Source organism: Hymenobacter rubripertinctus, assembly GCF_003583925.1.
Taxonomy (GTDB): Bacteria; Bacteroidota; Bacteroidia; order Cytophagales; family Hymenobacteraceae; genus Hymenobacter; species Hymenobacter rubripertinctus.
Window position 1 is genome coordinate 67,827 of record NZ_QYCN01000022.1, and the last position, 19,166, is coordinate 86,992.

At 56.6% G+C, this 19,166-nt stretch carries 16 protein-coding genes; 12 read left to right on the top strand and 4 right to left on the bottom strand.

Annotated elements, in window-relative coordinates; all coding sequences use genetic code 11:
• Positions 1-188: 188 nt before the first annotated feature.
• The 3 genes from D0T11_RS14470 (at position 189) to D0T11_RS14480 (ending at position 3,899) form a co-directional block, all read left to right on the top strand.
• Positions 189-1,757, top strand: a complete 1,569-nt coding sequence (locus tag D0T11_RS14470) for an acyl-CoA carboxylase subunit beta (RefSeq protein ID WP_119656508.1) — start codon at positions 189-191, stop codon at positions 1,755-1,757.
• 117 nt (positions 1,758-1,874) lie between these two features.
• Positions 1,875-2,945, top strand: coding sequence for a M42 family metallopeptidase (locus tag D0T11_RS14475; RefSeq protein ID WP_119656509.1), 1,071 nt, complete (start codon positions 1,875-1,877; stop codon positions 2,943-2,945).
• A 177-nt stretch (positions 2,946-3,122) separates the two neighbouring features.
• The gene (locus D0T11_RS14480) at positions 3,123-3,899 is read left to right on the top strand and encodes an ABC transporter substrate-binding protein (RefSeq protein ID WP_317127271.1); all 777 of its coding nucleotides are present in this window, start codon (positions 3,123-3,125) and stop codon (positions 3,897-3,899) included.
• 54 nt (positions 3,900-3,953) lie between these two features.
• Here the strand turns inward: D0T11_RS14480 and D0T11_RS14485 are convergent, their stop codons facing one another.
• Together D0T11_RS14485 and aroB are read right to left on the bottom strand one after the other, a co-directional pair.
• The gene (locus D0T11_RS14485) at positions 3,954-5,222 is read right to left on the bottom strand and encodes a 3-phosphoshikimate 1-carboxyvinyltransferase (protein ID WP_317127273.1); all 1,269 of its coding nucleotides are present in this window, start codon (positions 5,220-5,222) and stop codon (positions 3,954-3,956) included.
• 72 nt (positions 5,223-5,294) lie between these two features.
• Positions 5,295-6,335 (bottom strand): 3-dehydroquinate synthase, encoded by a 1,041-nt coding sequence (aroB, locus tag D0T11_RS14490; protein ID WP_262681983.1) that lies wholly within the window; start codon positions 6,333-6,335, stop codon positions 5,295-5,297.
• Between the two features lie 128 nt (positions 6,336-6,463).
• Here aroB and D0T11_RS14495 point away from each other — a divergent pair, with 128 nt between their 5' ends.
• The 7 genes from D0T11_RS14495 (at position 6,464) to lysS (ending at position 15,448) form a co-directional block, all read left to right on the top strand.
• A complete protein-coding gene (locus D0T11_RS14495; RefSeq protein WP_147374669.1) occupies positions 6,464-6,922 on the top strand; it encodes a hypothetical protein in 459 nt (152 codons plus the stop codon).
• A gap of 302 nt (positions 6,923-7,224) precedes the next feature.
• Entirely contained in the window at positions 7,225-8,421 is a 1,197-nt protein-coding gene (locus D0T11_RS14500) for a proline dehydrogenase family protein (RefSeq protein WP_119656513.1), read from the top strand.
• A 140-nt stretch (positions 8,422-8,561) separates the two neighbouring features.
• Complete coding sequence (locus D0T11_RS14505) at positions 8,562-8,930, top strand: hypothetical protein (protein WP_119656514.1); 369 nt, start codon at positions 8,562-8,564, stop codon at positions 8,928-8,930.
• Between the two features lie 190 nt (positions 8,931-9,120).
• Complete coding sequence (locus D0T11_RS23490; RefSeq protein ID WP_317127272.1) at positions 9,121-9,969, top strand: hypothetical protein; 849 nt, start codon at positions 9,121-9,123, stop codon at positions 9,967-9,969.
• Positions 9,970-10,300: 331 nt separating this feature from the next.
• Positions 10,301-12,448, top strand: a complete 2,148-nt coding sequence (locus D0T11_RS14515) for a carboxy terminal-processing peptidase (RefSeq protein WP_119656515.1) — start codon at positions 10,301-10,303, stop codon at positions 12,446-12,448.
• A gap of 205 nt (positions 12,449-12,653) precedes the next feature.
• Positions 12,654-13,694, top strand: a complete 1,041-nt coding sequence (locus tag D0T11_RS14520) for a hypothetical protein (RefSeq protein WP_245990889.1) — start codon at positions 12,654-12,656, stop codon at positions 13,692-13,694.
• 197 nt (positions 13,695-13,891) lie between these two features.
• Positions 13,892-15,448: a lysine--tRNA ligase gene (lysS, locus tag D0T11_RS14525; protein WP_119656516.1), complete on the top strand. Its 1,557-nt coding sequence runs from the start codon at positions 13,892-13,894 to the stop codon at positions 15,446-15,448.
• A gap of 452 nt (positions 15,449-15,900) precedes the next feature.
• Here lysS and D0T11_RS14530 read toward each other — a convergent pair whose 3' ends face one another.
• Entirely contained in the window at positions 15,901-16,182 is a 282-nt protein-coding gene (locus D0T11_RS14530; protein ID WP_119656517.1) for a YtxH domain-containing protein, read from the bottom strand.
• 138 nt (positions 16,183-16,320) lie between these two features.
• Entirely contained in the window at positions 16,321-16,755 is a 435-nt protein-coding gene (locus D0T11_RS23495) for a CsbD family protein (RefSeq protein WP_119656518.1), read from the bottom strand.
• Between the two features lie 443 nt (positions 16,756-17,198).
• On the opposite strand from D0T11_RS23495, the gene D0T11_RS14540 reads away from it, so the two are divergent.
• Together D0T11_RS14540 and D0T11_RS14545 are read left to right on the top strand one after the other, a co-directional pair.
• Complete coding sequence (locus D0T11_RS14540) at positions 17,199-17,570, top strand: cupin domain-containing protein (protein WP_119656519.1); 372 nt, start codon at positions 17,199-17,201, stop codon at positions 17,568-17,570.
• Between the two features lie 60 nt (positions 17,571-17,630).
• Positions 17,631-18,491 carry a dienelactone hydrolase family protein gene (locus D0T11_RS14545; RefSeq protein WP_119656520.1) on the top strand — a complete coding sequence of 287 codons (861 nt, stop codon included), beginning with the start codon at positions 17,631-17,633 and terminating at the stop codon, positions 18,489-18,491.
• Positions 18,492-19,166 lie beyond the last annotated feature (675 nt).

The following is a 19,166-nucleotide window of genomic DNA, read 5'->3' on the forward strand; positions in this document are numbered from 1 at the left end:
GTTTATGGAAAGCATAGTTTTCTGACCATTGTGCGTAGCACGGAACAGGTTACCTGCCAAGGGCGCGACCAATACTCTTCCTAGAATAGATGCCACCGCCAAATCTTAGAGGCCGCTTTTCTGAGCAGGCGCGTTACCTTTGAGTTACTGACTTACTCCAGCTCCTCCGTCTTTCCCAAGCCCATCCGATGTCCGATCCGCACGCTGACGCCCAACTAAGCCCACTTGAAGTTCTCGCCCGCAAAAACCAGGAAGCCCTGCTCGGCGGCGGCCAGGCCCGCATCGATGCCCAGCACAAAAAGGGCAAGCTCACCGCCCGCGAGCGGATTGATTTGCTGTTTGATGAGGGCTCGTTCGAGGAAATCGGCAAGTTCGTGATGCACCGCTCCAAGGACTTTGGCCTCGACAAGGAGTACTACCTCGGCGACGGCGTGGTAACGGGCTACGGCACCGTGCAGGGCCGGCTGGTGTACGCCTTCTCCCAGGATTTCACGGTGTTTGGCGGCTCGCTGAGCGAAACCCACGCCGAGAAAATCGTCAAAATCATGGACCTCGCCATGAAGAACGGTGCCCCCGTTATCGGCCTCAACGACTCGGGTGGGGCCCGCATTCAGGAGGGCGTGGTGAGTTTGGGCGGTTACGCCGACATCTTCTACAAGAATACGCTGGCCTCGGGCGTGGTGCCCCAGCTCTCGGCCATCATGGGCCCCTGCGCGGGCGGCGCGGTGTATTCGCCCGCCATCACCGACTTCATTCTGATGGTGGAAGACACGAGCTATATGTTCGTGACCGGCCCCAACGTGGTGAAAACCGTGACCCACGAAACCGTAACCAGCGAAGAGTTGGGCGGTGCCAGCACCCACTCGACCAAGAGCGGTGTGACGCACTTCAGCTGCGCCAACGAGGTAGCCTGCATCACCCGCGTGAAGCAGCTGCTGAGCTATATGCCCCAGAACTGCGAGGAAACCGCCCCCATGCTGCCCTACGAGGCCGGCCAGAACGAAAGCCGCCCGGTCCTCGACACCATCATGCCCGAAAACCCCAATCAGCCTTACGACATGCGCGAGGTGATTGAGGGGATTATTGATGCCAACTCGTTCCTGGAAGTCCACCAAAACTTCGGCGAGAACATCGTGGTGGGCTTTGCCCGCCTCGGCGGCCGGAGTATCGGCATCGTGGGCAACCAGCCGGCCGTGCTGGCGGGCGTGCTCGACATCAACGCCAGCACCAAGGCGGCGCGGTTCGTGCGCTTCTGCGACTCGTTCAACATCCCGCTGCTGGTACTCGAAGACGTGCCCGGCTTCCTGCCCGGCACCGACCAGGAGTGGCGCGGCATCATCACCAATGGGGCCAAGTTGCTCTACGCCTTCTGCGAAGCCACCGTGCCGCGCATCACCGTCATCACCCGCAAAGCCTACGGCGGGGCCTATGACGTGATGAATTCCAAGCACATCGGGGCCGACCTGAACTACGCCTGGCCCACCGCCGAAATTGCGGTAATGGGTGCCAAGGGCGCGGCCGAAATCATCTTCAAGCGCGAAATTGCCGCTGCCGAGAACCCCGAAGCCAAGCTCCAGGAGAAGGTAGATGAGTATCAGCAGAAGTTCGCCACCCCCTACCGCGCCGCCCACCGCGGCTTTGTGGATGAGGTTATCCTGCCCTCCCAGACCCGCCAGAAGCTCATCCGCGCCTTTAAGATGCTGGAAAACAAGGTGGCCACGCTGCCCCGCAAGAAGCACGGCAACATTCCGCTGTAGAATCGTTTGTCATGGTGGCGAAGGAAGTATCTTGTCACGCTCTTTCGTCAGAGTAGTTTTTTATCCCGGCAGCGCGAACGTGACCAGATGCTTCGCGCCGCTCAGCATGACAGAACAATGCGTCAAGAATCATTCGACTTCCTCCAGAAATACCTCAATAACGCCTCCCCTACCGGCTTCGAGAAGGAAGGCCAGCAGATTTGGCTGGAATACCTCAAGCCCTACATCGACGAGCACTTCGTGGATACTTACGGCACGGTGGTGGGCGTCATCAACCCCGAGGCCGAGTATAAGGTGGTGATTGAGGCCCACGCCGACGAAATCAGCTATTTCGTCAACTTCATTACCGAATCGGGCTTCCTGTACCTGCGCAAAAACGGTGGCTCCGACCCGCTCGTGGCCCCGAGCAAGCGCGTGAACATCCACACCAAAAAGGGCATCGTGAAGGCGGTATTCGGCTGGCCCGCCATCCACACCCGCAAAACCGACCAGGACAAGGCTCCAACCATCGAAACGGTGTTCCTCGACTGCGGCGCGGCCAGCAAGGAGGAAGTCGAGGAAATGGGCATCCACGTGGGCTCCGTTGTCACTTTTGAGGACGAGTTCATGGTACTCAACGACAAGTTCTACGTGGGCCGCGCGCTCGACAACCGCATCGGCGGCTTCATGATTGCCGAAGTGGCCCGCCGCCTTCACGAGGAGGGCAAAAAGCTACCTTTCGGCCTCTACATCGTGAACTCAGTACAGGAGGAAATCGGTCTGCGGGGCGCCGAGATGATTGCCCACCGCATCCAGCCCGACGTAGCCATCGTGACCGACGTGACCCACGATACCCAGTCGCCGATGTATGAGAAGAAAACCAGCGGCGACCTGTTCTGCGGCAAAGGTCCGGTGATTACCTACGGCCCGGCCGTGCAGAACAACCTGCGCGACCTCATCATTGAAGCGGCCCAGAGCGCCGAAATCCCCTTCCAGCGCGCGGCGGCCACCCGCGCCACCGGCACCGATACCGACGCCTTCGCCTACTCCAACGCAGGGGTGGCCGCCGCCCTGATTTCACTGCCCCTGAAATACATGCACACCACCGTGGAAACCGTGCACCAGGACGATGTGCAGAACGTCATCAGCCTGATCTATGAGTCGCTGCTCCGGATTGAGGACCAGCACGATTTCCGCTACTTCAGCTAATAACAATGTAGGGGCGGGGCTTGTCCCCGCCCGCCGTTCGCACCATCCCAACGATTCCGTTCAACGGCGGGCGGGGACAAGCCTGAGGGCGGCTCCTTTTGGTTACGACTAAATGTCTGGCTCTTCTACTCCCACATCCGTCTTATGGAATTACCGTCCATTTTTCCGCCGCTAACTGTGACTGACCAGATGGACCGGCGGGTGGCCGTGCCGTTTCCACCGCAGCGCATTGTGTCACTGGTGCCTTCACAAACGGAGCTGCTGTTTGATTTGGGGCTGGCCGGGCGGGTGGTGGGCGTAACCAAGTTCTGCGTGCATCCGGCCTCGGCCCGGCAGTCGGCGACGGTAGTAGGTGGCACCAAGAACTTCGATTTCGAGAAGATAGCGGCTCTGCAACCCGACCTCATCATCGGCAACAAGGAAGAGAATTACCAGGAGGGCATCGAGCAGCTGGCGGCCCGTTACCCGGTCTGGCTGAGCGACATCAGCAACCTGCCCGAAGCCCTGGACATGATCCGGCGCGTGGGCCTGCTGGCGGGCCGCAAGGACGCCGGCGACGCGCTGGCCGCCGACATTGGGGCTTCGTTTACTGCACTGGCCGCGCCGGCTACCGAGCCGGTTCCGGTGGCTTACTTCATCTGGCGCAAGCCCTACATGGTGGCCGCCGCCGGCACATTCATCGATGATATGCTGGCCCGAACCGGCCTGTGCAACGTGTTCGGCCACCTCGGGCGCTACCCCGAAATTACGGCCGAACAGCTCCGGCAAGCCGCGCCCCGCCAGATTCTGCTCTCGTCAGAGCCCTACCCCTTCAGCGAAAAGCATATAGCCGAGTTCCGGCAAATCTGCCCCACGGCCCAGCTCCGCATCGTCGACGGGGAGCTGTTCAGTTGGTACGGCAGCCGCCTGCGGGCATCGGCAGAGTATTTCCGTCAGTTGCAGGTTCAGGAGTGAAGGCCCCCATCTACTGCTAAAGGGCAGTTGTTGCTGATGGTTTGCGGGCAGTAATCAGAAGGCCGGAGCCGGGGCCGGGTTGGTGCTGAAGCCCACCCTCTCCAGCTCGCGCCAGAACTGCGGGTAGGACTTCCGGACCACCTGCGGGGCCTCCAGCGTTAAGGAGCCAAGCAGCGCCAATGGAGCAAAGGCCATGGCCATGCGGTGGTCGTGGTAGGTAGCCACCGTCTGACCCTCCACGCGGAAATTCTCCGCCGACACCACAAACCGACCTTCTCCGGCATCGGTCAGGGCTCCGCCGAACTTCGCCAGCTCCGTTTGCAGGGCGGCAATCCGGTCGGTTTCCTTGATACGCAGGCTCTCCAGGCCCGTGAAGGTAGCCGCCACACCCAGGGCCGCTGCTACCACGGCCACGGTCTGGGCTAGGTCGGGGCAGTCGGTGAAGTCCTGAGTGAGGTGAGCCGCCACCGGCCCCTTAGTCAGGCGCAGCGTTTCATCGGCCAGAAATTCGGTTAGCACACCTAGCTGAGCCATGATTGCCACAATGGCCTGGTCGCCCTGCCAGGAATAGCGGCGCAGCGTGGGCAGCGTGAGGTGGGAGCCTTCGGGAGCCAGCGCTACGATGGCGTACCAGTAGCTGGCGGCCGACCAGTCGCCTTCCACGGTGTAGTTGGTAGGCCGGTAGGCCTGGGGCCGCACTTCCAGCACCTCGCCCAAATCACGGCACACGGCTCCAAAATGCTGCATCAGGGCCTGGGTCATGCGAATGTAGGGCCGGGAACCAACTTTACCGGTCAGCCAGATGCGCAGGCCGTGGGGCAGCGTGGGGCCAACCATCAGCAGCGCCGAAATATACTGGCTGCTGATGTCGCCGCGCACGTTGAGCTCCGTGAAATCGGCTGCGGCGTCGGTGGCAGCCTGGGGGGTGCGGCCCAGCAAGCGCAGGGGCGGATAGCCCTCCTGGCGCTGGTACTCAATGCGGGCTCCTAGTTCCCGTAGAGCGGCTACCAGAACCTGAATGGGGCGCTCCTGCATACGAGCCGTGCCGGTGAGCTCCGTCTGACGGCCCGTCATGGCCAGGTAGGCCGTCAGGAAGCGCATCACAGTCCCGGCATCCTCGGTATCAAATACCGGAGCCGCCGGATTGCGCAGCAGCCGCTGCATTAGCTGGGTGTCGTTGGCATCGGAGAGATTATGCAACTCGCCACCGCCAGCCAGCGCCTGGATGATTAGCGCCCGATTACTTTCGCTTTTGGAAGCCGGTACCTGCGCCGTGCCCCGCAGAGGGCCGGTGGGGCCGGAAAGAGTGAGGGAGGTAGTAATAGCAAGAACAAATGCAGGAGGCCGGCCAGCAGCCCCCTTAGTACGAGAAAACGTAAAATCCGCGCCGGCCACTCACAGCCGGTGGTAGTAGCGCAACGACTCGGCAATTTCTTCCAGCGTTACGGCCTGGTCGTACACGCCCCGGCCGATGCCTTCGAGCAAGGTACAGTTGATGATGGCACCGGAGTTCTTCTTGTCCTGACGGGCGAAGTCGGCAATGGCTTTGGTTTCCAGCGTAACGAATTGCACCTTCTCAAACACCGAAAACAGGAAGGTTTCAATTTTATCCAGTTCCTCGGCGCTGAGCAACCCCTTGTGGTAGCTCAGCCACGTTTCACACACCATGCCGGCAGCTACGGCTTCGCCATGCAGGATTTCGCGACCTGGCTGCTGAAGCAAGTAACTTTCCAGCGCATGACCCACGGTATGGCCAAAGTTGAGCAGCTTGCGCAGCCCGCTTTCCAGGGGGTCCTGCGCCACAATACGCTGCTTTAAGGCCACCGACTCCCCGATCAGGGGGGTCCAGTCATCGACCAGCATACCCACGTAGCGGTTTCGGGCGAAGCCATCGGCGTCGGCAATCAGCCAGTGCTTCACGATTTCAGCGTAGCCCGACTTAAGTTGGCGCGGGTCGAGGGTTTGCAGAAAACGCGGCTCGATAAATACTGCCGCCGGCTCCTGAAATACACCTAGCTGGTTTTTGAAACCCATAAAATCGACGCCGGTTTTCCCGCCCACGCTGGCATCTACCTGCGCCAGCAACGTGGTAGGCACCTGCACGAAACGCACGCCTCGCTTGTACACGGCCGCCGCAAAACCGCCCAGGTCCGTAATAACCCCGCCACCCAGATTGACTACCACGGCGTAGCGGTCAGCCCGGGCCTCGGTGAGTTCCGCCCACAAGGTTTCGCAGGTAGCCAGGGTCTTGTATTCCTCCCCGGCCGGAATTTCGACCACCCGGGCGCTATCGGGCAGCACTTTCGCCAGCAGGGGCAGACACTGTGCACCGGTGTTGGCGTCTACCAGCACAAAAACCTGCCCCACTGCTGGTTTGCTCAACAATTTGGCTAATTCCACCAAGGCTTGGTCGCCTATAAACAGCTTTTCATTCAAAATAATATGCGTTTTATGAAATTTTTTCGACCAATGATTGCAAGAAATCGGACAAAAATAGCTTGCTTTGGTGCAACTATTATACCCGGGTTCTGCTCATGGAAACGCAACTTACCTTCTATTCGATTATGAAATGCTCCGCTCGTGGCTTATTTGTCACCGGCCTGCTCAGCGCGGGTGCTTTGCTCACTTCATGCAGCAAGGACGCCATGCCCACTATGGAAGAGGGCCTGGTTGGCCGGTGGGAATGGGAACAAACTTCAGCCAGGGACCAGTATAAACTGACTCCTGGTAATACCGGCCACAAAGTGGTAGTCGAGTTTGATCGGCGCGGACGGGCCCGGTTCTACCAGGACGACAAGTTGGTGAGTGCGGCCGCCTTCACCGTGCGGCGCGACCGGGCTGGGCTGGGGCAGCCCCTGCGGCACCTGATTATATACCGGGGCTACCAGAACAACCAGTACTACTCGGTTTCGGGTAACCGGTTGCACCTCCAGGATGCCAATGGCAAACTGCTACAACATAACTACACCCGCATGGTGGCGGAAGTATCCGTAAACCTGGCGACGCCCAAAACGCTGCAATAACCCACCTGACAGGTACCCTGGCAGGTTCTTCATCGCCTCTGTCTCTCGTCCTCGTCTGGTTTCATCCTGCCCGGCAGTCCTTTTCACGGGACTGCCGGGCAGTTCTGCATTTATGGAGTGAGGCGGGCTTTTCGCGTTTTTATCGGGATTCTTGGCTCCTGCTGATTGCTAAAAGGCAAGGCCGTGCAATACGAAAAATCAAGGCTTCACTTTAGGCATCTGCTTCGCTACCGAACCACGTTTACCGGCTATCTTTACGTACCCCAAACCAGCTCCACCCAGCCGCCGGCACTGCCCCCTGTATGTCCCTGACACAAGCCCCCCCCATTTCCTTTGACGATACTGCCGTTGCCTTCGCCTCCAGGTCCGATGGAGAACTGCGCCGGATGTACGCCCTGTTTGCCGCCATGAACAACAATTCGTTAGTCAAGACGGGCAGTAGCCTCATGAAGACCGCCCTGAAGTGGCATCTGCCGGGCACCAAGTTCCTGATCAAGAAGTCCATCTTCGAGCAATTCTGCGGCGGAGAAACCATTCAGGAATGTCTGCCGGTGGTTCAGGAGTTGGGGCGTTACCACATCGGCACCATCCTCGACTATTCCGTGGAGGGCGAGGGCAGCGACAAGAGCTTCGACGCGACGACGACCGAGTTGCTGGCTACCCTCGATTTGGCCCACCGCTCCCAACACATTCCGTTTTCTGTTTTTAAGGTAACCGGCATCGGTAACTCGGCCATCCTCGAGAAGATGCAGGCTGGCAAAACCCTCTCGTCGGCCGAGGAAATCAGCTTTGAGAAAACCAAGAAGCGGATCAATGCGATTTGCGCCCGGGCCCACCAGTATGGAGTCCGGGTGTTCGTAGATGCGGAAGAGAGCTGGTTTCAGGAAACTATCGACCAGTTGGCCTACGAGATGATGCAGCGCTACAACCGCGAGTCGGCCATCGTCTGGAACACGTATCAGTTGTACCGTCACGACCGACTGGAAGCCCTGCGCCAAGCCCATCAGGAAGCCGTGCGCGGCGGCTACCACCTGGGGGGCAAGCTCGTGCGCGGAGCCTATATGGAAAAGGAAGCCCGTGTAGCGGCCCAGCAAGGGATTCCAAATCCCATCAACCCTACCAAGGAAGCCACCGATGCCCTCTATGATCAGGCGCTGCGCTACTGCGTGGAGCATCTGGACCACATCAGCGTCTGTGCCGGCACTCATAATGAAGCCAGTTCCCTGCTGCTCACGCAACTCCTGCAACAGCACAACATCCGCCCTGATGATGCCCGCGTGTGGTTTGCCCAACTTTATGGCATGAGTGACAATCTAAGCTACAACTTGGCCAATGCTGGCTACAACACGGCCAAGTATGTACCGTACGGTCCCGTAGAAGCCGTAATGCCTTACTTACTGCGTCGGGCCGCCGAAAATACCGCCATTGCGGGCCAGACCAGCCGGGAATTTCTGCTCATTCAGAAGGAGATGGCCCGGCGCAAAGTCCGGAACACTTAAATCCGAATACTCATATAGTTAAACGGCATAGTTTTTGGCAACCACGGCCCGTTGTATCTGGTTCTACACCGGCTTCAACGGGCTTTTTGCTTATATTCCGTTTTTCCTCTCTCTCATTCCTCGTTTCCCACCTACGCTCCATGATCGGCCGAGTACGCAGTCACCTAATCCTTTTTTCCCGCACTCAGATAGGCACCACCAGCTACCTCAACTTGGTTCAGGAAGCTGAGTTGGGCTTGAACCTGGATATTTCTCACGAAAAGTCCCGCCTTAACGAAATTCTCATTGAGATTTCAGAGCATGAACATGAAGCCGGTCGCCCGGTACTAAGCTGCCTGGTGAAAGTAAAGGGCTCGAAAGGGCAAGGAGACAATTTTTATAAAATGTGTGAGCGGTTGGGCATGGGAGAATGGCGTACATTGAAGCAACAGGAAGATTTTTTGATTGACATGCGTCAGAAGTGTCGGGATTTTTGGCAGGATGATGAAAATTTTCAAAAATTTGCGTAAGCCAAAACAGGCGCTGAAGGGATGAAAATCGAAATATTGATTGGGTGAGAAAGGTTGCGTACATTTTTATGGCGCAACCTCGCATTTGGGCCTGCGTTAAGCTATTTGAAACCTCCGCCTAGTGTTTCCTTTCCACAAGCACTAGAGCGGAGTATTTTTCTTACTTCATTCAACTTAACTCTCCCCACCCATGAACAACGATTCGATTAACCCCACTAACTCTGGTACTGGTTCAGGCGCTAACTATGGTACTGGCTCGGCTGGTACTGGCTACAGCACCGGTGCTAATATGACTTCCAGCGGCAACATGGGCAACGCCAGCACTGGTGATTCGTCTATCCCAACCAACTCCGCACCTACCGGTGGTGATACCAACCCCCATCATGATTACAGCGCCACGCAGAAAGGTGCTGCTGCGGCTGGTTCGGTTGGAGCCGCTGTAGGTGCCGGTATCGACGCTACCCAGAACGCCGCCGGCGATGCTGCCCGCGCTGTAACCGGAAGCAACGAGACTTACGGCTCAGGGAATGCTTACACTGCCGGTTCGTTTAGCGACCGTGACAGTGCCGAGCGGGCCTATCAGTCGCTCGCATCCCGTGGCTACCACAAAGACGATGTAAACTTGGTCATGTCGGACGATGCGCGTAAGCGTCACTTCGGCGACGACACGGTAGAAACTGAACTTGGCGACAAGGCCATGGAAGGTGCTGGCGTAGGCTCGGCTATTGGTGGCACGGCTGGCGCAATCATCGGTGCCATTGCTGCCATTGGTACCTCCGTAGCTCTGCCTGGTCTTGGTCTGGTAATTGCCGGCCCTATCGCCGCTGCTCTGGCCGGTGCCGGCGCAGGTGGCCTGACGGGTGGCCTGGTAGGTGCATTGGTAGGTTCGGGTATCCCCGAGGAACACGCCGCTGAGTACGAAACTGACGTAAAGAACGGCAACATCGTGATGGGCGTACGTCCACGTAACGAGGAGGACGCCCGCTACTTTGAGGAGGAGTTTCGTCGTCATAACGGCGACAAGGTTCGTCGTTACTAGTAGCGTTAGAGCATAAGCTCTGCCGACCAAAAGAGGCCTTCCCTGTAAAGGGGAAGGCCTCTTTTTTGATAATCAACGTAATATCGTTCACCGGCAATTCATTTTTGGGTGCTTATTTGCTGAACCGCTATATTCACGGATATTCATTCGGCAACTGCACGCAACCTGCCTTATCGTTTAAGGCCCTCCGTAGGTAGAAACCCCGTTGGCAAAGGGCACTTATTATGTCAGCAACCACGTTGGGAGTACAAACCGGCGTCAGGTTATCGGCGTAGCTATCTGTGGAATCTTTGCTCCATTCGCCATTTCTTCATTTCACCCCCGTTAGTTCATGTCTTCCCCCCGACTCAAAATAGGCCTTTATGCCTCGGTGTTGCTGGCGGTGTTCGTGCTGGCTTCGTACAAGCTCTACCAGCGCAACGACGGCCGGCCACCCCAAAAGGATGAGGTCTTGATTAAAGCCATGCTTCAGGGACTGAGTGCCGCGCACTACCAGCCTGAACGTATCGACGACGCCTTTTCCAAGCGCGTATTCGATCTATACCTCAAGCGGCTGGATGGCAGCAAGAAGTTTCTGCTTAAAGCTGATGTTGATCAGCTAAGCCAGTATCAGAAGGATATTGACAATGAAGTACAACGCGGCACTCATGAGTTTCTGGACTTGAGCACTCAGTTGATGGCCCAGCGCATGAAGGATGTACAAGGTTTGTATCGTGATATACTGGCCAAACCTTTTGATTTCACTGTTGAGGAAACGTTTGAGACGGAGCCGGACAAAGTGACTTTCGCTGCCAACGCTGCCGTTCAGCGTGAGGAGTGGCGCAAGTTTCTGAAGTACCAGACGATGGTTCGCCTTTCTGAAATGATGGAAGAGCAAACCAAGAAGAAGGACAAGCCGCTGGCTTCTACCAACGCAAAGCCCTCTGAAGCGACTATTTCGGAGCCGATCCGCACTCCTGAGCAAATGGAAGTTGAAGCCCGCAAGCGGGTTCTGAAGTATTTCGATGATTATTTCAAGGATCTGGCTCAGAACGATGCCAACGACCGGCTGGCAACCTATGCCAACGTCATTGCCAACACGTACGATCCGCACACTGAATATTTCGCGCCCCGTGATAAAGATAACTTCGACATTGCCATGACCGGCCGTTTCGAAGGTATTGGGGCCACTTTACAGGAAAAGGATAACCAAATCAAGGTTGCCGACATCGTGCCGGGTTCGGCTTCTTACCGACAGGGTGAGTTGAAAGCCGGTGATATCATTCTGCGCGTAGCCCAGGGAGCCGAGGAGCCGGTATCGGTGGAAGGCTGGCGCTTGGACAAGGCGATTACGCTGATTCGGGGACGCAAGAATACCGAAGTCCGGCTCACAGTACGTAAACCCGACAATAGCACCAAAGTCATTCCCATTGTCAGGGATGTAGTGGTGATTGAGGAAACCTACGCGCAGTCGGCTACCATCAACGAGAATGGCACCAAATTAGGTTATATCAAACTGCCGAATTTCTATGCGGACTTCAACGACAACGGCGGACGCAGTTCGGCAGCGGATGTGAAGAAGGAGCTGGAAAAACTTAAGCAGGAAAATGTGAAGGGTGTTGTGTTAGACCTCCGTTTCAACGGCGGGGGCTCCTTGCAGGATGCCGTGGAAATGGCCGGTTTGTTTATCGATAGTGGTCCGATAGTGCAGGTACGGGGCGGTCAGGGCTCAGCTACCATCCTCAACGACCGTGACCCACGCGTACAGTACAGCGGGCCGCTGATTGTGTTGGTGAACAAGTACAGCGCCTCCGCTTCCGAAATTCTGGCGGCGGCTATCCAGGACTATAAGCGGGGCGTAATTATGGGCTCAGCCAGTACGTACGGCAAAGGTACCGTACAGCGTATCTTCGACTTGGATGATGCCATGCCGGCGGAGTTCAATGGGATCAAGCCGTTTGGCTCGCTCAAGCTGACTACTCAGAAATTCTACCGCATCAATGGTGGTTCCACGCAGTTTAAGGGCGTGATTCCGGATATCATTTTGCCGGATGCCTATAGCTACCTCGATCAGGGCGAAAAGGAAACAGATTACCCGCTTAAGTGGGATGAAATTACGCCTGCCCGCTACCGCGCCTGGAACGATGCGCCGGCTATGGACAAGTTGCGCCAGGCCAGCATGGCCCGCGTTAACTCAAGCCCTAGTTTCAAGCAGCTTTCCGATATGGTGCAACGCATGGTGAAGCGCAAGGATGACACGAAAGTATCCTTGAAACTAACGAGCTACCGTACCGAGCAAACGCAGGCTAAGCTGGAAGCAGACAAGTACGAGGCTATTCAGAACGCCGCTCAACCGATGGTTATTACGCCCCTGGCTTTTGATCTGCGGCAGTTAGGTGCCGATACCATCAAGGTTAACCGGGCCTCACGCTTCGTGAAGCCCCTCAAGAAGGACATTACCTTACGCGAAGCAGTAGCAGTCCTGAAAGACGAAATGTAGTCGTCAACCAGCCGCGCTGAGTTAGAGCCCTTCGGTACGTTGTACCGAAGGGCTTTTTCATGGAAACCTATACCAATTTTCAAGACCAAATAAAATATTTAAACACCTATCAATAGTCTCACAATCAGATTCTTATCAACTTAAATAAAATGACAATATTTTTAGTATCCAAGAACCTATTATTTAGCAATTTGGTTTACTAGACATGCAGACGACGAACATGGAAACGACCGTAATTCCGCTGATTACTGATGAGCAGAAGCAGGCGGAGGAAACTTGGCGCAAATCGATTCCGGCCCAGGTGTTTCTCAACTACTTCTTCGCCATCAACTACCACATCGAGCAGGCCGACGATGCCTTGGGAGGCCTGCAACACCTACCCTATTTCCGCGCGCATCAGGCAGAACTGGTGGAAATGGATGTGCAGGCCATCACCAAGATGCTGCATGCCTGCTGGAGTACCGAGTACGCCCTGCGCGCTACGGCCGAACTAGGCGACGAGGACTACCTGCGCAATGCTTTGCACTGGACCTTCCCGCAGGCGTATCATACTATCACGGCCGGTTTGCAGGCTTTCTTGTATACGGCCGGTGTACGGAGCAGTAATCCGTCGCTGGTACGCCGCGAGGTGGGCCGGTTGGTGGTGCGCAACGCATATCCCCGGCCGGTTTCGTTCTATGCCGCCGGAGCGCACGGCGACGTCAGCATCCACCGCCTACCGCTGGCCGGCTACAAGGCGGGGCTTCACATTGCCGGACAGGAAATCGATGCCCAGGCTCAGATTGGCCAGTTTCTGCGAACTACGCGCAAAATAAAGGCTCAGGCCACCCGTCAGCAAGTACAGAGCAACCCCAATACAGCGTTGCGTAGTCAGAAGACGGGTAAAGTGCTGGATAAGTGGACGGCTTCGCATTGGCAGCAGATTACCTGGCGGCTAGGTTATACCACCATTTTCGATTTGCTGGGTCGGTTGCGCGTGTCGCAGACCAGCCGGGAAATTGAGCGGTTCGTGGAGGCAGAAATCGATTTTAAGCTTTTTCATCAGTCCTTGCTCAATATCGTGAGCTACCTCAATGGCATTCACGAAAGCTACGTGGCCAAGGCGATGAGCCTGGAGCGCTACCAGCAGATGGTGGCAGAGCTTCCGAAACATCTGCAACACTCCTTCGTGCAGGCCCGCTTGCAGAACCGCGTTCTACCTCTGTTGCGCGAAGACGATACTCCCCTGCTGCGCATGGCCGCTTAGCTGCTACCTAATTGCCGCGCTCCTATTCTACCACTCCATATACACGTAAGCGCCGGCTCCCTGAGCCGGCGCTTTTTGCGTTCTGCTCCCTGAAAGCGGGTCTGTGCCGCCAGCACGTTAGGTTAGCCGGACGGGCCGCGCTATTTTTGCAGCTTGACTTGCCGGGTTCCGCGTGGGACCCGTTACCCCCTTGCCGTATGCAGCACCTCAGCGAACAGGAAATTATCCGTCGGAACAAACTGGATGAGCTTCAGAAACTAGGCATTGACCCCTACCCATCGGAGTTGTTCGACGTGAACTTCTACGCCCAGGAAATCCTCGATAACTACCACTCCGAACTCAACAATTTCCAGGATGTAAGTCTGGCTGGCCGCCTCATGTCGATGCGCGTGAAGGGTAAGGCTTCCTTTGCCGAGTTGCAGGATGCTTCGGGCCGGATCCAGCTCTACATCAACCGCGACGAAATCTGCCCCGGCGAGGACAAGGAACTTTACAATACTGTTTTTAAGAAGCTGCTTGACCTCGGTGACTTCATTGGCGTGAAAGGCCACGTGTTTAAGACGATGGTGGGTGAAACGTCTGTTCACGTAACCGGCCTGACGGTGCTCAGCAAAAGCCTGCGCCCTCTACCCGTGGTGAAGGAGCGTACCGATGAAGCAACCGGCGAGAAAATTACCTACGATGCCTTCACCGACCCTGAGCAGCGCTACCGGCAGCGGTACGTGGACTTGGTGGTGAACCCGCACGTGCGCGAAGCCTTCATCAAGCGGACCCAACTGGTGCAGGCGATGCGCAACTACCTCAACGACAAAGGGTATCTGGAGGTGGAAACGCCAATTTTGCAGCCCTTGTACGGTGGCGCGGCAGCTCGCCCCTTCAAGACGTTCCACAATACGCTGGATATGACGCTGTATCTGCGTATTGCCAATGAGCTGTACCTGAAGCGTCTCATCGTGGGCGGCTTCGACGGCGTGTATGAGTTCAGCAAGGACTTCCGCAACGAAGGCATGAGCCGGTTCCACAACCCCGAGTTCACCCAGATGGAGTTGTACGTAGCCTACAAGGACTACTACTGGATGATGGACTTGGTGGAGGAAATGGTAGAGCGCGTTGCCCTGGCCCTACATGGCAAGACCGAAGTACAGGTTGGTGAGAACCTCATCAACTTCCAGCGCCCCTGGAAGCGTTTCACGATGGCCGAATCCATCGAGCATTTCACGGGCTTCAGTATTGATGGCAAGAGTGAGCAGGAGTTGCGCGCCGCCGCGAAAGAGTTGAAAGTAGGCTTGGACCCAAGCATGGGCAAGGCTAAAATCATCGACGAAATTTTTGGGGAGCACGTGGAGCCCAAGCTTATTCAGCCCACTTTCATCACCGATTATCCGGTGGAAATGTCGCCGCTGGCCAAGAAGCACCGGAGCAAGCCGGGCTTGGTAGAGCGGTTCGAGGCCATCTGCAACGGCAAGGAAATCTGCAACGCCTTCTCCGAGCTCAACGACCCCATCGACCAGCGCGCCCGTTTTGAGGAGCAGTTGGAATTAGGCAAGCGTGGCGACACCGAGGCAATGGTACTGGATGAGGACTTCTTGCGGGCGCTGGAGTACGGCATGCCCCCCACAGCTGGCCTGGGCATCGGTATCGACCGCCTGAGCATGATTATGACTAACTCTAACTCGATTCAGGACGTGCTGTTCTTCCCCCAGATGAAGCCAGAGTATACCAAATCGGAAAACGCTTCGCAACCCGACGCGTAACGCTCCGGCAGTCAGTATTAAGCCAAAGCGGCCGGTTCCCAACTAGGAAACCGGCCGCTTTGGCTTAATACTGACTGCCAAAGTATAGTTGGTAGGGGCGTAAAATCAGAAAGCCTCCCGCCGAAATAAGGCGGGAGGCTTTCCTTTATATACAAGCGGCTAACCTTTCCGAGTGAAGGTCATAGGAGAAATGTGCGATGGACAGCGTATGATTTTACTGACGGGTTGTATGACCAGGTCCTGTCAGAAGCTCTACGGTCGGCAATTTTACTCCTACAACGACTTGTAACTCTTCTTTTAAGCCGCCTGTTTGCACGTTTACGCGAGCCAGTTTACAGGGTTACACCTAAATAACAATTTATTCAACAATTTTTCCTCAAAACAGCGCGAGCCATTTGTCATTATGGCTCAGCTCTTGGAAGACCAGGCACTCCACTAGGGTGTTAGCCCTACTAGCTAGCCGGTTGATTAAGGGAGTCGAGCAAGTCAGCGGCGGCCGTGCGGTCGGTGCGGTGCTGTTCAGAATCGGCGGGGTTGGCACCTTTAAGTGCCTCAATACGTGCCTTACCCTGCTTCAGTAAGCGCCCCAGATCCTCGTTCATTTTACCTGCGGCGCGCTTGAGGTCAGCCCGGGCTTCATCACCGGTTTCGGGAGCCAGGAGCAACCCAGCCACTATACCGGCAGTGGCACCGGCCAGCAACGACAAAATCACTTTGCCTTTTGTGTCTTGCATGAGAAAAGTATTTGAGTGAGAAGATGAGTTGCAGGATTCAATGCCGAATCTATCTAACGCGCATACCGGGCGCTAGGTTAAGCGAAAAGCCCCCACCTCTTGAAAAGAAGTGGGGGCTTTGCATGGATGCTTTGTGACCTACAGGTCGTTGAGCATCTTTACAATTTCGCTCTTGGCCTTACCAAGCTTGTTTTGCAGACGGCCGACGAGCTCATCGCTCTGGCCTTCGGCGTACTGAAGGTCCTCATCGGTAAGCTGGGCGTATTGCTGCTTCAACTTGCCTTTGGCCATGTCCCAGTCGCCTTTGATTTTCAGGCCGACACCCGAACCCGTCAGGCCCATATCTTCCAGCTTCTCGATGTAGCCTTTGAACTTGGAATCCAGTTCCTCGCCATATTTCGAGAGTTGCTCACCAACCTGACCGCTATATTTAGTAGCAACCGAGCCAATTTTGTCGCGGGTAGCTTTGCCCTTATCGGGAGCCATCAGCATACCAGCAATGATACCGGCACCGGCACCAGCAAGAGCAGCGAGGAGAATTTTACCAGAGTTGTCTTCTTCGTGATACGACATGATTCGTGGGGAGAGAAAAGGTTGAAAGAAAATAGGGATGCAAGAGGAGCAGTGGTCAGCACTACTGTTCAGCTAAGCAGCCATGGTTCATGCTGACGACCGGGTATGGCTCACTATACGAAGGCACGCGGCCGGGGTTTTCCAGGAGTGTAAAAATCAGTGAACAAAACTATTCCCCCTCCCCTTGCATGCAGCACTGCCCCAGGGGTGACATCATCGGCCCTGTTATACCTTTGCCCTGCGGGTCATTGGCCGGTATACTTGCTTACCGGCCTTCCCACTGGCGGCTCGCCAGCACAAACCCAACCGGCCCCAGCACCCTCAGCCCTGACATCCGCGACATCTGGCGGATTGTCTGGTGAGTTAATGGGTGGCTCCGGTTTGGGGCTGCACAAGAGGTTCATACCTGATATCTCCTTCTACTTACTCTTCAGTTTCTTCCCATGTCAGAAAAACGCTATTTCCGCCAGCTGAGTCCCTTTGTGGTACCTACTACCGATGGCAAGCTCATTGAGGAACATATCGGGCAGGCCAGTACCGGCACCAGCCAGTACAGCGTGGCGCATATGGTGGCTCCGCCCCAGTGGAGCGAGCCTCACCAACGGCCCGAGTTTGACGAGGTGACCATTATTGTGCACGGCCGTAAACAGTTCGAAATCGACGGCGACGTGGTGGAGCTGTCAGCTGGCGAATCCCTGCTGATAAAGGCCGGGGCACGGGTACGCTACTCCAACCCCTTCGATCAGGAATGTGAATACTGGTCCGTTTGCGTACCGGCCTTCAGCCCGGCCACGGTACACCGGGAAGAGGAATAAGCCGGGTGGTCTTGGGTAGATTGGGTATCTTTCCTTGCCCCTCCTTTTTTCCTCATTCTCATGGACCAGCGCATCCTCACCCTCTTCGACGAGTACACCCACGTCCCGCTCAGCCGCCGCCACTTCCTGGACCGGCTTCAGCAACTGGCCGGCAGTGCCGCGCTGGCAGCCGCTGCCCTGGCCGTGCTGGAGCCCGGCTACGCCCGGGCCGCCACCGTGCAACCCACGTCAAGTAAGCTGGTAGAAGAAAACGTGACCTGGCCCGGCACCCAGGGCGTCACCATGCAAGGCTATTTGGTGCACCCGAAGGGCCGGAGGAAGCGCGGGGGCGTAGTCGTCATTCACGAAAACCGCGGCCTGACGCCCCACATCAAAGACGTAACGCGGCGCGTTGCCCAGGCTGGCTATTTGGCTCTGGGAGTAGATGCGCTGTCGGTTTTCGGCGGAACACCGGCGGATGAGGATAAGGGCCGGGAGTTGATCGGCAAGCTCGACAAGCCCCAGACGCTTGCCCATTATCTCAACGCCCTGGCCTATCTGCGCCAACGGCCCGACTGCAATGGCCGCACCAGTTGCGTGGGTTTCTGTTGGGGCGGGGCTATGGCCAACAGCCTCGCTACTCACGACCCGCAGCTCAACGCGTCCGTGGCGTACTATGGCACCCAACCCGCCGCCGAAGAAGCGGCGAGCATCAAAGCGCACTTGCTGCTGCATTACGCCGGCCTTGATGAGCGGGTAAATGCGGGCAAAGATGCCTGGGAAGCCGCCCTGAAATCTACCAATGTGCAGTATGCGCAGTATGTATACGAGGGGGTAAATCACGCCTTCAACAACGACACCTCCCCCGCCCGCTACAACGCCGAAGCCGCCAAACTAGCCTGGGACCGGACGTTGAAACTGTTTAAGGAAGAGTTGGGATAATGCACCTACCCCAATAGCCCCGGCACAGCTACGGTCGGATACAGGGTGGCTGGTCCTGCGGGCAGCATCTTATTGTTGGGGTTGAATGGGGAAGCCGTCCAGTTAGCCAACGTGGGTTGTTCCGGCCACCGGCGGCTGGCAGAGCCGGACGAGCATTACACGGAGCGAAAACGTTGACACCGGTACTTGGTAACGTTAGCGTATTCGCCCAAATCAGCAGCTGAAATCTCGACTGGATTAAGATTACTCCACCCGTCAGCGCCCGGCCAGCTACCCTAAACCATCGCCCACCCTCCGGATACAACCAGCCCTATCCGAAGACTACCGACACGGTAACTCTGCCGAGCACCCTGGGAGAAGCCCCCCGACAGGCTATCGGCCTGGATGCTCCATATAGCCATTTCGTGAACGAGGCACCCGGTTGTGGCGGGCCGCCTGGTTGCGTCCCGGCGTTGAACGACACAGGTGAACGACGGCGTAACCACGGCGTAACCACGGGCTGTCCCGTGTGGGGATGTGTCAAAAAAGGTTAGGGCTACCGCACCAAATTAGGCACTTTTGAGCAGTTCCAGCATAAATCCGTCGTCTCTGGCGGCCTTTTTACGCTTTCTTTTCAGACTAATCTTACTCGGTTCATGCGTGAGAAGAAAGAGGCTGAACTTGCGAAAGATGTTC

What these genes read in the sequence shown, in the direction of transcription:
- D0T11_RS14470 (WP_119656508.1), top strand. Translation starts at nt 189, where the DNA reads ATGTCCGATCCGCACGCTGACGCCCAACTAAGCCCACTTGAAGTTCTC.
- D0T11_RS14475 (WP_119656509.1), top strand. Translation starts at nt 1,875, where the DNA reads ATGCGTCAAGAATCATTCGACTTCCTCCAGAAATACCTCAATAACGCC.
- D0T11_RS14495 (WP_147374669.1), top strand. Translation starts at nt 6,464, where the DNA reads ATGAAATGCTCCGCTCGTGGCTTATTTGTCACCGGCCTGCTCAGCGCG.
- D0T11_RS14500 (WP_119656513.1), top strand. Translation starts at nt 7,225, where the DNA reads ATGTCCCTGACACAAGCCCCCCCCATTTCCTTTGACGATACTGCCGTT.
- D0T11_RS14505 (WP_119656514.1), top strand. Translation starts at nt 8,562, where the DNA reads ATGATCGGCCGAGTACGCAGTCACCTAATCCTTTTTTCCCGCACTCAG.
- D0T11_RS23490 (WP_317127272.1), top strand. Translation starts at nt 9,121, where the DNA reads ATGAACAACGATTCGATTAACCCCACTAACTCTGGTACTGGTTCAGGC.
- D0T11_RS14515 (WP_119656515.1), top strand. Translation starts at nt 10,301, where the DNA reads ATGTCTTCCCCCCGACTCAAAATAGGCCTTTATGCCTCGGTGTTGCTG.
- D0T11_RS14520 (WP_245990889.1), top strand. Translation starts at nt 12,654, where the DNA reads ATGCAGACGACGAACATGGAAACGACCGTAATTCCGCTGATTACTGAT.
- lysS (WP_119656516.1), top strand. Translation starts at nt 13,892, where the DNA reads ATGCAGCACCTCAGCGAACAGGAAATTATCCGTCGGAACAAACTGGAT.
- D0T11_RS14530 (WP_119656517.1), bottom strand. Translation starts at nt 16,182, where the DNA reads ATGCAAGACACAAAAGGCAAAGTGATTTTGTCGTTGCTGGCCGGTGCC.
- D0T11_RS23495 (WP_119656518.1), bottom strand. Translation starts at nt 16,755, where the DNA reads ATGTCGTATCACGAAGAAGACAACTCTGGTAAAATTCTCCTCGCTGCT.
- D0T11_RS14540 (WP_119656519.1), top strand. Translation starts at nt 17,199, where the DNA reads ATGTCAGAAAAACGCTATTTCCGCCAGCTGAGTCCCTTTGTGGTACCT.
- D0T11_RS14545 (WP_119656520.1), top strand. Translation starts at nt 17,631, where the DNA reads ATGGACCAGCGCATCCTCACCCTCTTCGACGAGTACACCCACGTCCCG.